The following is a 13,845-nucleotide window of genomic DNA, read 5'->3' as shown; positions in this document are numbered from 1 at the left end:
TGGCAATCGTCGTTCCCCTGAAAACTCTGCTCCCTGGGGGAGAAGGTGACCGAAAGCCGGACGAGGGGGCTGCCAACGCTCCCTTTCTTCTCATTCTACCCCACCCGGCCGACCAGGCAACCCCAAAAATCCGTGCCGGCCAGGGCCGATGCGGCCGGCGCGGCGCTCCCGGCCGGGCAAACCGCAGGAAAATATCGCAAATCGCGGAAAAAAGGCATATCATGCGCCTCACAGCGCACCACAACACCAGACTACGATGGGATATATAAATTATGACCGTATCAAAAAAGCATATTCTGGCGCTCCTCAAGGAATACGGGGGCCCAGTCCATTTTTCAACCCTGTTGCGCGACTTCGGCGGCCGCCACCTGAAGCGCGAGTTGCAGAACCTGCTGGAGGACATGGCGGACAACGGCGAGGTAATCCGCCAGCGGGGCAACAGCTACGTCCTGCCGGGGCAGGTAAGGACCGTGCGCGGCCGGATCACGGTCCACCGGGACGGCTACGGCTTCGTGGCGCCCGAAGGGGGCGGCGAGGACATCTTCATCCCGGCCAAATTCATGAAAGGCGCCCTGCACGGCGACCTGGTGGAGGCCACCGCCAATCAGAGCCGCATGGGGGGTAACAAACTGGACGGACGAATCGTCAACGTGGTGGAACGGAGCACCACCCGGGTCGTGGGGAGGTACGACGAGAGCCGCCGCGGCGCGCTGGTCATCTCCGACGACCAGCGTCTCAATCTGGCGGTCCTCATTCCCCCCAAGGGGCGCGGCAGGGCCGAGGACGGCCAGCAGGTGGTGGCCGAACTCACCGCCTATCCGGTGGGCGGCCGGCCGGCCGAGGGGCGCATCGTGGAGATCCTCGGGTGGCCCGACGACCCGGAGGTGGAAGTCCAGTCGGTGATCCGCCGCTTCGAGCTGCCCCATGTGTTCGGCCCGGACGTGTTGGCCGAGGCCGACGCCGTGCCCGAAGCCGTGGGCAAAGGGGAATTGAAGGGGCGCGTGGACCTGCGGGGCATGACCACCGTCACCATCGACGGCGAAACGGCCCGGGACTTCGACGACGCCGTGGCCCTGCGCCGGGAGGGGGCCAATTTCCGGTTGTGGGTCTCCATCGCCGACGTCTCCGCCTATGTCACCCCCGGCAGCCCCCTGGACCGGGAGGCCTACCTGCGCGGCACCTCGGTCTATTTTCCGGACCGCTGCATCCCCATGCTCCCCGAACGGCTCTCCAACGGCATCTGCTCCCTCAACCCCCAGGTGGAGCGCCTGACCATGACGGCCGAGATGCTCTTCGACGCCGCCGGCCGCATGGTGGAGAGCGCCTTCTACCCCAGCGTCATCAAGAGCAGTGCCCGCCTGACCTACACCACCGTCAAACAGATCATCGTGGACAACGACCGGGAGGTGGCGGACAAGCACCGCCCCCTGACCCCCATGCTGGGAGAGATGAAGGAATTGGCCCTGATCCTGATGGCCATGCGCAAAAAGCGGGGCAGCATCGACTTCGACCTGCCCGAGCCGGAGATCATCATCGGCCTGACCGGCCGGACCGAGGGGATCGTCCGGGCCGAGCGCAACCTGGCGCACCAGTTGATCGAAGAGTTCATGCTGGCGGCCAACGAGGCGGTGGCCGCCTTCGTCACCTCCCGGCAGGTCCCGTTCCTCTACCGCATCCACGAAAACCCGGACCCGGCCAAGCTGCACGACTTCCAGGAATTCATCTACGGCTTCGGCTACGAGTTCGCCCTGGTGGGGGACCGGGTCAATCCGGCCGAACTGCAGCGCCTGCTGGCCCAGGCCGACGGGAGGCCCGAGGAGCGCATGCTCAACTACGCCCTGTTGCGCTGCATGAAGCAGGCCCGTTACGCCGCCGAAAACCTGGGGCACTTCGGCCTGGCCTCTCCCTGCTACTGCCACTTTACCTCACCCATCCGGCGCTACCCCGATCTGGTGGTGCACCGCATCCTCAAGGCGCTCCTGGCCCTGGATGAGAAGAAGGACGACAAGCGCCGCGCCAAACAACTGGCCATCGCCACCGAACACCTGGGTGAGACGGCCGAGCATACCAGCAAGCGGGAGCGGGTGGCCATGGAGGCCGAGCGGGACGTGGTGGAGATGAAGAAGGTCCAGTACATGCAGCAGCATCTGGGGGAGGAGTTCGACGGCTATATCACCGGCGCGACCGCTTTCGGTTTTTTCGTGGAGCTGGAGGAGCTGTTCGTGGAGGGGCTGGTGCACATCTCCACCCTGGACGACGACCTGTACACCTTTCAGGAGAAGCAGCACTCCCTGGTGGGCAACCGGTTGCGGCGCGTCTTCCGCATCGGCGACAAGGCGCGGGTCACGGTGGCGGCGGTCTCCCCGGCCACCCGGCGCATCGAGTTCACCCTGGCGGCCCACACCCCCTCCGCCCCGCCCAAAATCCCGGCCGGTGCCGGACCGGCCGAGGAGTACCCGCGCATACCGATCAAGGGCAAGCGGGTGAGCGGCCTCACGCGGGGCGGCGGCGCTGAGTCCAAAGGGGCGGCGTCCGGCAGGGGTAAAGGTAAAGCGAAGGAAAAGGGGCGCAGTAGCGGCAAAAAACGGCATTGACGCCGTAAGCCTTTTGTCCTCCATGGCGTACGGGACCGCCAGGATATACCGCCGCTTCCCGGCATGGAGACGTCCCCATCGGGATCTGAATACACCAATAATGACGCTTGATTTGCGAATGTTCTTAGTATAGCATGGGTGCGTTTTGTACCAGTGCCCTTTAGGCAGGAATTCCGTCAGCAAAAGGCCCGTGGAGCTGCTCCTCCTTTCTCCATGGGCCTTCTGCGCCGTTATATGTTCAATACAAAGGAGATCAAGGTCATGTTTGGTTTCGGCACCCCGGAATTGATTATTATCGCAGCTATCGTGATGCTGGTGTTCGGCGTGGGGAAACTTCCGGAAATCGGCAGTTCCTTCGGCAAGGCCATCAGCAACTTCAGAAAGGCCGCCAACGACAAGGATACCGCCGAACTCCCCCCCCAAAAAGAGTCGTAACCGGACTCGCCGCAGTTTTCTCTGCTCCCTGGCCGGCTCTTGCCCCCATGGGGCGTACTATCGAGCCGTTGCCCAGCCGGCCTGACGACCGGGCCGCCCGGCAAAAAGCGGTTGCGCGACCGCGTACCCCTGTGGTAGGAAAGAGCCCATGAGCGAAGAAAAAGTTGCCCCCTTCATCGAGCATCTGGTCGAGTTGCGCAAGCGGCTCGTCATCATCGTCGTCGCCGTGGTTATCGGCATGGGCGTGGCCTGGAACTTCTCCGGTCCGGTCCTCAACTTCGTGGAAAAACCCCTGACCGGCAAGACCTACCTGACCGAGATCAAAAAGATGGTCTACGCCAAGGTCAAGGAACGGGCTCCCGAACTCTATACCCGCTACAAGCTGGAACAGGAGATCAACGCCCCCGAGAAGAAACGCCCCCTCAACTACAGCGCTCCCCTGGAGCCGTTCTTCATCCAGTGCAAGATCTCCATGCTGCTCGGCTTCGTGCTGGTCCTGCCGGTGGTCTTCCTGCAACTCTGGATGTTCATCGCCCCCGGCCTCACCCGCAAGGAACGACGCATGGTGGTCCCCTTCATCACTGCCGCCACCCTCACCTTCTGCGTCGGGGCCATGTTCTTCCTCATCGTGATCTGGCCGGTCATCATCAACTTCTCCCTCTCCTACGAGGCGGAGGGGCTGCAGAGCTGGTTCAACATCAGTTCCTACATCAACTTCTGCCTGCGCCTGATCCTGATCTTCGGCCTGATCTTCGAACTGCCGATCCTGACCCTGATCCTGTCCCGCTTCGGCATCGTCAGCTACAAGATGCTGGCCCCCAAGCGCAAATACGCCCTTTTGGCCAGTTCCATCGTGGCCGCCTTCCACGCCGACCTGATCACCATGTTCGTCATCATGGTCCCCATGTACCTGATGTACGAGATCAGCATCTGGGTGGCGCTCATCTTCGGCAAGAAAAAGGTTATCGCCCCACCCGAAGCGGAGGGTGAAACGATCTAACCAGGTTGTTCAAAAACAGTCAGATCGTCGCCCCCGGAGGAAGTCCCACGGAGGCGTAGCAGCGCTACGCCGCACAAAGGGGCTTTCGAGGAGGCGGCGAGATGGCTGTTTTTCAACAACCTGCCGGGAGGTTCCCCATGACGCAAACCATCGGCATCCTCACCGGAGGCGGCGACTGCCCCGGCTTGAACGCCGTTATCCGCGGCGTGGTCAAGAGCGCCATCATCCGCCACGGCTGGCGGGTGTTGGGCATCGAGGACGGTTTCGACGGCCTGCTGAGCCTGGACAAATGCACGCCGCTCACCCTGGAAAGCGTGCGCGGCATCCTCCCCCGCGGGGGTACCATCCTGGGTACCACCAACCGCGGCAACCCCTTCTCCTATCCGGTGGAACAGGACGGCGCCATCGTTCGCGTCGACCGTTCCGACGCGGTCGTCGCAAACATCAAGGCCCTGGGGATCGACGCCCTGGTGGCCGTGGGGGGCGAGGGTTCCCTCAAGATCGCCCTGGAACTGTACAAAAAGGGGATCCCGGTGGTGGGAGTGCCCAAGACCATCGACAACGACCTGCGGGAGACCGATTTCACCTTCGGCTACAACACCGCCCTGGAAACGGCCACCGACGCCCTGGACAAACTGCACACCACCGCCGAGAGCCACCACCGGGTGATGATCCTGGAGGTCATGGGACGCTATGCCGGCTGGATCGCCCTGGAATCGGGCATCGCCGGCGGCGCCGACGTCATCCTCATCCCGGAGATCCCCTTCCATATCGACCGCATCTGCGACGCCGTCAGCAGCCGTTCGGCCCGGGGCAGCCGCTTCAGCATCATCGTGGTCGCCGAGGGGGCTTTTCCGGCGGGCGGCAGCAGGGTTGTGACCCAGAAGGCGGACGAACGCCAGGCCATCGAACGCCTGGGGGGCATCGGACAGTTCGTGGCAAAGCGCATCGAACAATGCCTGGACATGGATGTGCGCGTCACCGTGCTGGGGCACCTGCAGCGGGGCGGCTCCCCCACCACCTTCGACCGGGCCCTGGGAAGCCGCTTCGGCACCAAGGCGGTGCAGATGGTGGCCGCCGGAGAATTCGGGCGCATGGCCTGCCTGAAGGGCCGCGCCATCACCTCGGTCCCCATGGAGGACGCCATCAGCGACCTGAAGCTGGTGGATCCCGCCGGGGAGATCGTCCAGACCGCCGAAGAGCTCGGCATCATGCTTGGCCGCTGACCGACGGCGCCCGCTCCGGAGTATCGGCAAAAATTTCTGTTGACAAATAATGGAAAAACCCATAAAAAGATAAAAAAAGTCCTTTTTGAGGTCCCATGATGGAACTTACCCGCAAGGGTGAATATGCAATTCGCGGCATTGTCTATCTGGCATCCCGCCCTGCCGACCAAGTCTGCCTGCTGAGCGATATCGCTGCGGCGGTTGACGTCCCCCCCACCTTTCTTGCCAAAATCTTCCAGCAATTCAGCAAAATCGGGCTGGTAAAATCATACCGCGGCACCGGCGGCGGCTTCATTCTCGGCCGCACGGCGGACAAGATCACCCTTCTGGAGGTGGTGGAAGCCGTGGAAGGGCCGATTATCCCCAACAGATGCGTCACCAACGGAGTCGATTGCGATCGCAGCAGCAGTTGCAACGTGCACCCGGTATGGATGAACGTGCAATCCCAGGTCCGGGGCATCCTTGACAAGGTAACGCTGAAAGAGCTGGCCGAGGGGTAACCTTCGGCCTTCCGGCTCCGGCCAAAAAAATTTTGCCGTAAACAGGACAAAATAGGCCCTTTTGTGCATAAATCTGTTGCATTTACGAAAAAAAGTTATAGTATTGCAAATATTGGTTTGATTACGCCAAATTACAATTCAGTCTCGAGCCCCCTCTCAGCACCACTATCTTAACAAGGAGGAAGTATGGACGTCGTAACCCTCAGTCAGCTGCAGTTCGCGGCAACAGGCATGTTCCACTGGATTTTCGTCCCCCTGACGCTCGGCCTCTCGATCCTGACCGCCTGGATGGAGACCAAGTATGTGAACACCGGGGATGAGATGTGGCTCCGCATGACCAAGTTCTGGGGCAAACTGTTTCTGATCAACTTTGCCCTGGGCGTCGTGACCGGCATCACCATGGAGTTCCAGTTCGGCATGAACTGGTCCGAGTATTCCCGCTACGTGGGTGATATCTTCGGTGCGCCGCTGGCCATTGAGGCGACCCTGGCCTTCTTCCTCGAATCGGTCTTCATCGGCGTCTGGATCTTCGGCTGGAACAAGATCTCCAAGAAGGCCCACATGATAACCATCTGGCTGGCCTCGGTGGCCACCAACGTTTCCGCCCTGATCATCCTGCTGGCCAACGCCTGGATGCAGAAACCGGTCGGCTACGTGCTGCGCAACAACCGGGCCGAGATGGAAAACTTCCTCACCGTCCTCACCAACCCCTACGGCTGGATCAAGTTCACCCATACCCTGCTTTCGGGCTATGCCCTGGCCGCATTCCTCATTATGGGGGTTTCCGCCTGGCACCTCCTGCGCAACAACGAGAACGACTTCTTCAAACGCTCCTTCAGGCTGGCTGCGGTCTGGGCCTTTGTCGCCTCCCTCGGCACCGCCCTGACCGGGGACTTTCACGCCGTGGAGATCGCCAAGACCCAACCGACCAAGTTCGCCGCCATGGAATCCCAGTGGGAAACCAAACGGGGCGTCGGCATGAACCTCTTGATCCTGCCGAACGTGGCCCAGGAATGTAACGCCGTGGAAGCGCTCTGCGTGCCCAACGCACTCAGCATGCTGGCCTTCCACGATCCAAACGCCGAAATCAAGGGGCTCAAGGACTTCCCCAAGGAACTGCGCCCCATGGTGACCCCGACCTTCCTCAGCTTCCGCCTCATGGTCGGCCTGGGCAGCTTCATGATCCTCGCCAGCCTGATAGCCATCTTCCTGTCGCGCAGACAGAACCTGGAGCGGCAGCGCTGGTTCCTGACGCTCATGGTCTTCGCCATCCCGGCCCCCTACCTGGCTGAACAGTTCGGTTGGCTCGTCGCCGAACTGGGGCGCCAGCCCTGGATCGTCTACGGCGTGTTCAAGACCGCCGACGCGGTTTCCAAGTCCGTTTCCGCCACCCAGGTGGCCCTGTCTCTTTTGGGTTTCACAGTTCTGTACGGCCTGTTGGGCGCCATCGACATCTTCCTGTTGGTCAAATACGCCAAAAAAGGGCCGGACAAGGATCTTTCCGCCATCATCAACGTTCAGGGGAGGGCATAGGCTATGGACGTATCCGTATTCCAGATCATCTGGTTCGTGCTGTGGGGAGTTTTGTGGGCGGTTTATTTCATGCTTGACGGCTTTGTGCTCGGCACCGGCTTCCTGTCGGGGTTCCTGGCCAAGAACGACACGGAAAAGCGGGTCCTGATCAACGCGGTGGGTCCGGTGTGGGACGGCAACGAGGTCTGGCTGATCACCGCCGGCGGCGCCACCTTTGCGGCCTTCCCCACCACCTATGCCCTGATGTTCAGCAACCTGTACTCGGCCCTGCTGCTGCTCCTGTTCTCCCTGATCGTCCGCGGGGTCTCCTTCGAGTTCAGGGGCAAACTGGACAGTGCCACCTGGAAAGGCTCCTGGGACACGGCCATCACCGTCTCCAGCTTTCTCCCGGCCCTCCTGTTCGGGGTCGCTTTCGGCAACATCTTCAAAGGCATTCCCATGAAGAACGATTTCGCCGCCGTGAACTTCACCTACGACGGCACCCTGATCGGTCTGCTCAACCCCTACGGCCTGGTGACCGGCGTGCTGTTCGTCCTGCTCTTTGCCGTGCACGGCTCGCTCTACGCCGCCATCAAGACCACCGGCGACCTGAGCAAGCGGGCTGCCGCCCTGGCCAACAAACTCTGGCTGCCGCTCCTGGTGATTGCGGTCGTATTCCTCGGCTACACCTACCCGGCCACCAAACTGTACGGCAACTTCCTCAAGGCACCGGTACTGTTGATCATTCCGGTCATTGCCGTGGCGTCGCTCCTTCTGGTCAAGCTCTTCGCGGCAAAAGGCGAATGCTACAAAGCCTTCACCTTCTCCTGTCTGACCATCGTCTTCGTGGTCTTTACCGGCGTGACCGGGCTGTTCCCCAACCTGATCCCCTCCAGTATCGACCCGGCCTCCAACCTGACCATCTTCAACTCCTCGTCCAGCCTGCTGACTCTGCAGATCATGACCGTGGTGGCGCTGATCTTCGTTCCGACCGTCATCGCCTACAAGATTTGGGTATACCGTCTCTTCCGGGCGCCGGTCAGCAACGAGGACGTGCTGGGAAGCCCGGAGGCGTACTAAAACCGCTTATAAAATATTGAAATCATTAAACATCACCCCGTTTGGCTTGACAAGCCAACGATCATGAAGTATAAGTATCCCTACCTTGAACAACGATCCAAAGTCCCGGCCAACCGGGACTTTGGCGTTTCAGGGCAAATACAACGAGAAAGGAGCACCCAGCCGGAGCCCCCCGACAACACTTCCAGGCGTGTACGCCATTCCGGCAAAGCCGATACAACCGACCCCACTCTTTCTTATGCGAAAAAAACTACTCTGCTTAACATGCCTGCTGGTGCTGGCAGGCTGCGAAAACACTCCGGTCAAAAAGACGGAGCCGCAGGCCGCTGCCACCACTCCCATCGAATCGCCTTTGGACCGGGAGATCAAGAGCCTCCTGGAGAAAGGCATCTCCATGAGCGAACGCAAGCGTCAGGTAAGCGCCATAGAAGCCGCTTTCACCCGCCGCACAACCCCACAACGGGCACGCCAACTGGCAGCCCTCTGTTTCACCAAAACCCTCGGCACCCCTTTCATGCCCTTTGACCTGGCCGAGATCGCCCTGGCCGAGACCGGCGGAAGCCGCCTCTCCGGCGTGGCCGTTTCTTCCAAGGGGGCTCTTGGCGTGTGGCAGCTCATGCCGCAGCGGGCCAAAAGCCACGGCTACACCCCCCAGGACATGGAAAACGACGAGAAGTGCGCCGAAGCCGCCGTCCGCGAGCTGTTCACCAAGCTGCACATCGCCGACGGCAACCTGGAACGGGCCAAAAAGCTCTACTGCGGCCAGGGGCCCCAAGCCAACGCCTATCTGAAAAAGATCCGGCATCTCCGCCTGGAGATGCTTACCGAGATGGAACGCCAGACCGAGCATATCGCCATGGAAGAGTCCGGCATCAAAACCCCCTGATCGCCATGGGACGTCTCATCATCCTTTTCATCCTGGTTTTTCACCTGACGGCCTGCGCCGCGCTCGTCACGCCCCCCCAGGTGGCACTCAAACACACGAATCTCGTCGCGCTGGACACCGCCGGCTTCGACGTGGAATGTCACCTGGGGGTAACCAACCCCAATTCTTTCGACATCTCGTTGCGGGGCTATTCCTATGACCTCCAGGTCATGGCCCTGCCTCTCGCCGCCGGCGGTCTCCAGCAGACCGTCGTCTTCCCGGCGGGGCGGGAGACGGACCTGCGCCTTCCGGTACGGATCAGGTACCATGACCTGATCGAGATCCTCAAGCGCCTGCCCGCCCCGGACAGGATCCCCTACCGCCTGGATGCCCGGCTGCACCTGGATACCCCCCTTGGGGAGATGGTCATACCGGTGACCAGCGACGACACCCTTTCCCTGCCGGAGGCATACCGGCCCGGCACCTACCTGAACCGCATCGGAGACATCCTGAAGGGCGTGCGCTGACGAGCTGCCGGAAGCGTGCCGCACAACGGTTTTCCGGCGTTTTTGCTTGATATGAAAGCGCGGGCTCTGGTATAGTTGTGCGGATTTTTCCCTGCAGCCCACATGCGCACGGGCCGCGAACATCCCCTTGGCGTTTCGACCATAACTTCGCAGAGCAAGGAGCTTGCACCAAGTGGAGACCACATTGAATCCGACCAGCGGCAACGGTTTCAGCCTGCGCGCCAAGATGATGCTGCTCTCGACGGCGGCCTTTTCCGGCATCCTGCTCGTGGCTGTCCTCAGCATCCTGCTCCTCAACGAGGTGCGGATCGGGGGGGCGACCTACCGAACCATCCGGGCCAACAACAACGCCCTCGAAAGTATCGCCCTCCTCAAATCCGACCTCTACCAGATCAGCAACGAGATGCAGAATTTCATGCTGGAAACCGACAGCGCCGCCATCAACAAGATCGTGACGACCGTAAAGCTGCTCATCCGTGATATCGACGGCAAATTCGGCGTCGTCCTCACGGCGGTGAGCGCCCCCGGAGAGCGGGAGAACATCAACAAGGCCTACACCATCTGGTCGGATTACAAGAAAACGCTGCTGAACGAGGTCCTGCCCGCCGCCGAAAAGGGGGACGTGCTCAAGGCCAGTTACCTCATGACCGGCCTTCAGACCCAGCGTTTCAACAGTTTCAGCGCCACCGTCGCGGCGATGGTGGAAACCCTCCACCGTGACGTGAACGCCGCCGAACAACAGGTGGCCACCAGCATCGCGGTCAAGATCATGACGACCGCCGTCGTCGGCCTTGTGGTGATCGCCCTGATCGCCCTGCTCTCGTACCTGATCACCCTGTCCATCACCCGGCCGCTGCGGGCATGCGTCGCTTTTGCCGGCACCGTGGCCGGGGGCAGGCTCGACACCCGCCTCGAAACCAAGGCCGGGGGCGAGATCGGCGCCTTGGCTGCGACCATGAACACCATGGCCGAGAACCTGCAAAACATGGTGACCCGGGTCACGACCGCCTCCGATGAGCTCACGGCCATCGACAACAACATCGAGAAGGCCTCCCGCCAGGTGGTCAACTCCGCCAAGCTCCAGAAGGATACGGTCGCGGAGACCTCCCGGGCGGTGGAACTCATCAACATGTCGGTCCTGGACGTCTCCAACGACATCGACAAGCTTGCCGTCTCGGCATCGGAAACATCCTCCTCCATCCTGGAGATGGCGGCCAGCATCGAGGAAGTGGCCATCAACGCCGACAAACTGGGGGTAACGGTCAACGAGGTCAGCTCTTCGATCATCGAGATGGCCACCTCCATCAAGGAGATCGACGTCAGCATCGCCAATCTGCTGGACGCCTCCAGCACCACCGCCTCATCCATCGCCGAGATGGACGCCACCATCAAGCAGGTGGAGAAGAGCGCCATGGACACCTCGGCCATCTCCGAGGGGGTCAAAAACGACGCCGAAACCGGCAAACAGGCGGTGGAAGAGGCCATTGCCGGCATGCAGGACATCCGCCGCTCGTCCCATATCACCGCCGAGGTCATCGAGAACCTGTCCCTCAAGGCCAACGACATCGGCACCATCCTCTCGGTCATCGACGAGGTGGCGGAGCAGACCAACCTGCTGGCCCTCAACGCCGCCATCATCGCCGCCCAGGCCGGCGAGCACGGCAAGGGGTTCGCGGTGGTGGCCGACGAGATTCGCGAACTCTCCGAACGGACCAGCAGTTCCACCCGGGAGATAGCCGCCGTCATCAAGGGGGTGCAGAACGAGACTGCGCGCGCGGTCGAGGCGATCAGCCTGGCGGAGCACTATATCTCGGAGGGGGAGAAGCTCTCCCAGCGCTCCGGCACCGCCCTGGAAAAGATCGTCAGCGGCGTCCAGAAGGCCAGCATCCAGACGCGGGAGATAGCGCGCGCCACCGTGGAACAGGCGCGGGGCAGCCAGAGCATCAAGGAGGCCATGACCAGCGTCGAGGAGATGGTCGGCCACATCGCCACCTCGGCCCGGGAGCACTCCAAGGGGAGCGACCTGATCTCGTCGGCGGTTGAGTGCATGAAGGACCTGACCGTCCACGTGCGCACCTCGACCCGCGAACAGAGCCGCGCCAGCAACCTGATTGCCCGCTCCACCGAAGATATGACCTCCATGGTCGATCAGATCCGCGATGCGTGCCGCTCCCAAGGCCTCAACAGCGCCCAGATCCTCAAGGCGATGGGCAATATCCAGCTTTCCTCCACCGCCAACGCCAAGGCCGCCGATCTCATGGAGCAGGCCGTCACCAGCCTCTCCAGGCAGATCGACCTGCTGGAGAAAGAGATGGACGGTTTCAAAATTTAGCCAGCATACCACCCCGGAGACTGCAACCCCATGGACCGACTTACCACACGGCTCGCCACACTGGCCACACATAACGACAAAGCACTGGTCACCTTCATCACCGCCGGCGACCCGGATTTGGGCACCACCGAAGAAATGATCTCTCTGCTGGCGGATGCCGGCGCCGATATCATCGAACTGGGGGTTCCCTTTTCCGACCCCATGGCCGACGGGCCGACCATCCAGCTCTCGTCCGAACGCGCCCTGGCGGCCGGCACCACCCTGGAGGGGATTCTCGCCACCGTAACGAAGGTGAGGGCCTCGCACGACATACCGATCATCCTCATGGGCTACCTCAACCCCATCCATGCCTACGGTTATGAGCGTTTTTGCCGCGACGCCGCCCGGGCGGGGGTGGACGGCGTCCTCGTAGTGGACATGCCCCCCGAGGAGTCGGGCGAATTCCTCGACTACGCCGCTCCCTGCGGGCTGAACGTCATCTTCCTCCTTACCCCGACCTCGGACAAATCCCGCATCGCCACCGTGGATAAATTGGGACGCGGTTTCGTCTATTACGTCACCGTCACCGGCGTCACCGGCATGCGCCAGGAGACCTCCGCCACCCTGGCGGCAGAACTGGCCAAGGTGCGCAAAAAGATCCGCCTGCCGGTCATGGCCGGCTTCGGCATCTCCACCCCGGAGCAGGCCTCCCGGGTGGCGGCCATGGCCGACGGCGTCGTCGTCGGCAGCGCCATCGTCAAACTGCTCGAGAAGCATTCCGGCGCCAGGCTGAAAAACGAGCTGCGCCAACTGGTCGGCGAGCTGAAACGGGCCATCTCTTCCGGCTCGGCCTGAGATATGCCTGCTTGACAGGCTGCCGCTTTTTTGCTACCACCCCCATTCACTTCAGTAACGTTTTCGACAGATCGCGAGGTTATTATGAGCTGGTTCAATCGGGACAAGGCAGGGATAGAGAAGAATACGGAAAAGAAGGTCAAGGTTCCCGAGGGGATGTGGGTCAAATGCCAGGGATGTTCGGAAACCATCCTGGGCAAGGAGATCGAAGCCAACCTCAACGTTTGCCCCAAGTGCGGCCACCATTACCGCATCCCGGCCCGCAAGCGCCTGGAGATTCTGTTGGACAACGGGACCTGGCAGGAGTACGACGCCGACATGAAGTCGGTGGACTTTCTCGATTTCAAGGATGCCAAGAGCTATCAGGAGCGTATCGATGCCGCCCTGGCCAAGGGGGGGTCGAAAGACGCCGTCATCTGCGTCGAGGGGGCCATCGAGGGGATCGGCGTACAGGTCGCCTGCTTCGATTTCTCCTTCATGGGGGGGAGCATGGGGAGCGTGGTGGGCGAAAAGATCACCCGCTCCATCGAACGGGGCCTCAAACAGCGCCAGCCGGTGCTCATCATCTCCGCTTCGGGCGGCGCGCGCATGCAGGAAAGCATCCTGTCGCTCATGCAGATGGCCAAGACCTCGGCCGCCCTGGCCAAGCTGAAGCAGGCGGGCATCCCCTTCATCTCCATCCTGACCGATCCCACCACCGGCGGCGTCACCGCCAGTTTCGCCATGCTGGGGGATCTGAACATCGCCGAGCCCAAGGCCCTCATCGGCTTTGCCGGGCCGAGGGTTATCGAGCAGACCATCCGCCAGAAGCTGCCGGAAGGGTTTCAGCGGGCCGAATACCTGCTGGACCACGGCATGGTGGATGCCATCATTCCCCGTACGGAGATGCGCCCCAAACTGGCTTCAATCCTGAAAATGCTCCACCGCCCCGCCGCCTGAG

Annotated in this window: 12 protein-coding genes; all 12 read left to right on the top strand. The window is 61.7% G+C overall.

The annotated features are described in order from the left end of the window. Positions 1–272: 272 nt before the first annotated feature. The 12 genes from rnr (at position 273) to accD (ending at position 13,844) form a co-directional block, all read left to right on the top strand. Positions 273–2,594 carry a ribonuclease R gene (rnr, locus tag FO488_RS06390; RefSeq protein WP_149209787.1) on the top strand — a complete coding sequence of 774 codons (2,322 nt, stop codon included), beginning with the start codon at positions 273–275 and terminating at the stop codon, positions 2,592–2,594. 261 nt (positions 2,595–2,855) lie between these two features. Next, entirely contained in the window at positions 2,856–3,029 is a 174-nt protein-coding gene (locus tag FO488_RS06385) for a twin-arginine translocase TatA/TatE family subunit (RefSeq protein WP_149209786.1), read from the top strand. A gap of 148 nt (positions 3,030–3,177) precedes the next feature. Further along, positions 3,178–4,029 (top strand): twin-arginine translocase subunit TatC, encoded by an 852-nt coding sequence (gene tatC / locus FO488_RS06380; RefSeq protein WP_149209785.1) that lies wholly within the window; start codon positions 3,178–3,180, stop codon positions 4,027–4,029. Positions 4,030–4,166: 137 nt separating this feature from the next. Beyond that, entirely contained in the window at positions 4,167–5,255 is a 1,089-nt protein-coding gene (locus tag FO488_RS06375; protein WP_149209784.1) for a 6-phosphofructokinase, read from the top strand. A gap of 95 nt (positions 5,256–5,350) precedes the next feature. Next, entirely contained in the window at positions 5,351–5,755 is a 405-nt protein-coding gene (locus FO488_RS06370) for an Rrf2 family transcriptional regulator (RefSeq protein WP_149209783.1), read from the top strand. Positions 5,756–5,941: 186 nt separating this feature from the next. Further along, positions 5,942–7,288 (top strand): cytochrome ubiquinol oxidase subunit I, encoded by a 1,347-nt coding sequence (locus FO488_RS06365; RefSeq protein WP_149209782.1) that lies wholly within the window; start codon positions 5,942–5,944, stop codon positions 7,286–7,288. A 3-nt stretch (positions 7,289–7,291) separates the two neighbouring features. Beyond that, positions 7,292–8,347 carry a cytochrome d ubiquinol oxidase subunit II gene (cydB, locus tag FO488_RS06360; RefSeq protein ID WP_149209781.1) on the top strand — a complete coding sequence of 352 codons (1,056 nt, stop codon included), beginning with the start codon at positions 7,292–7,294 and terminating at the stop codon, positions 8,345–8,347. Between the two features lie 238 nt (positions 8,348–8,585). Beyond that, a complete protein-coding gene (locus tag FO488_RS06355) occupies positions 8,586–9,233 on the top strand; it encodes a transglycosylase SLT domain-containing protein (RefSeq protein WP_149209780.1) in 648 nt (215 codons plus the stop codon). A 5-nt stretch (positions 9,234–9,238) separates the two neighbouring features. Further along, positions 9,239–9,739 carry an LEA type 2 family protein gene (locus FO488_RS06350; RefSeq protein ID WP_149209779.1) on the top strand — a complete coding sequence of 167 codons (501 nt, stop codon included), beginning with the start codon at positions 9,239–9,241 and terminating at the stop codon, positions 9,737–9,739. A gap of 172 nt (positions 9,740–9,911) precedes the next feature. Further along, on the top strand, positions 9,912–12,071 hold the full coding sequence (locus tag FO488_RS06345) for a HAMP domain-containing methyl-accepting chemotaxis protein (RefSeq protein ID WP_240732202.1): 2,160 nt from the start codon (positions 9,912–9,914) through the stop codon (positions 12,069–12,071). 30 nt (positions 12,072–12,101) lie between these two features. Next, complete coding sequence (gene trpA, locus FO488_RS06340) at positions 12,102–12,905, top strand: tryptophan synthase subunit alpha (RefSeq protein ID WP_149209778.1); 804 nt, start codon at positions 12,102–12,104, stop codon at positions 12,903–12,905. An 84-nt stretch (positions 12,906–12,989) separates the two neighbouring features. Beyond that, positions 12,990–13,844 (top strand): acetyl-CoA carboxylase, carboxyltransferase subunit beta, encoded by an 855-nt coding sequence (accD, locus tag FO488_RS06335; protein WP_149209777.1) that lies wholly within the window; start codon positions 12,990–12,992, stop codon positions 13,842–13,844. The last annotated feature ends 1 nt before the right edge of the window (position 13,845 follow it).

The sequence above is a fragment of the Geobacter sp. FeAm09 genome, assembly GCF_008330225.1.
Classification (GTDB): Bacteria; Desulfobacterota; Desulfuromonadia; order Geobacterales; family Pseudopelobacteraceae; genus Oryzomonas.
The sequence above is the reverse complement of the archived record's forward strand: the minus strand, read 5'-3'. Positions and strand labels throughout refer to the sequence as shown.

Bases quoted from the DNA above. Each gene is read 5' to 3' on its own strand.
- cydB (WP_149209781.1), top strand. From the start codon at position 7,292: ATGGACGTATCCGTATTCCAGATCATCTGGTTCGTGCTGTGGGGAGTT.
- tatC (WP_149209785.1), top strand. From the start codon at position 3,178: ATGAGCGAAGAAAAAGTTGCCCCCTTCATCGAGCATCTGGTCGAGTTG.
- FO488_RS06365 (WP_149209782.1), top strand. From the start codon at position 5,942: ATGGACGTCGTAACCCTCAGTCAGCTGCAGTTCGCGGCAACAGGCATG.
- FO488_RS06350 (WP_149209779.1), top strand. From the start codon at position 9,239: ATGGGACGTCTCATCATCCTTTTCATCCTGGTTTTTCACCTGACGGCC.
- FO488_RS06355 (WP_149209780.1), top strand. From the start codon at position 8,586: ATGCGAAAAAAACTACTCTGCTTAACATGCCTGCTGGTGCTGGCAGGC.
- rnr (WP_149209787.1), top strand. From the start codon at position 273: ATGACCGTATCAAAAAAGCATATTCTGGCGCTCCTCAAGGAATACGGG.
- accD (WP_149209777.1), top strand. From the start codon at position 12,990: ATGAGCTGGTTCAATCGGGACAAGGCAGGGATAGAGAAGAATACGGAA.
- FO488_RS06385 (WP_149209786.1), top strand. From the start codon at position 2,856: ATGTTTGGTTTCGGCACCCCGGAATTGATTATTATCGCAGCTATCGTG.
- trpA (WP_149209778.1), top strand. From the start codon at position 12,102: ATGGACCGACTTACCACACGGCTCGCCACACTGGCCACACATAACGAC.
- FO488_RS06370 (WP_149209783.1), top strand. From the start codon at position 5,351: ATGATGGAACTTACCCGCAAGGGTGAATATGCAATTCGCGGCATTGTC.
- FO488_RS06375 (WP_149209784.1), top strand. From the start codon at position 4,167: ATGACGCAAACCATCGGCATCCTCACCGGAGGCGGCGACTGCCCCGGC.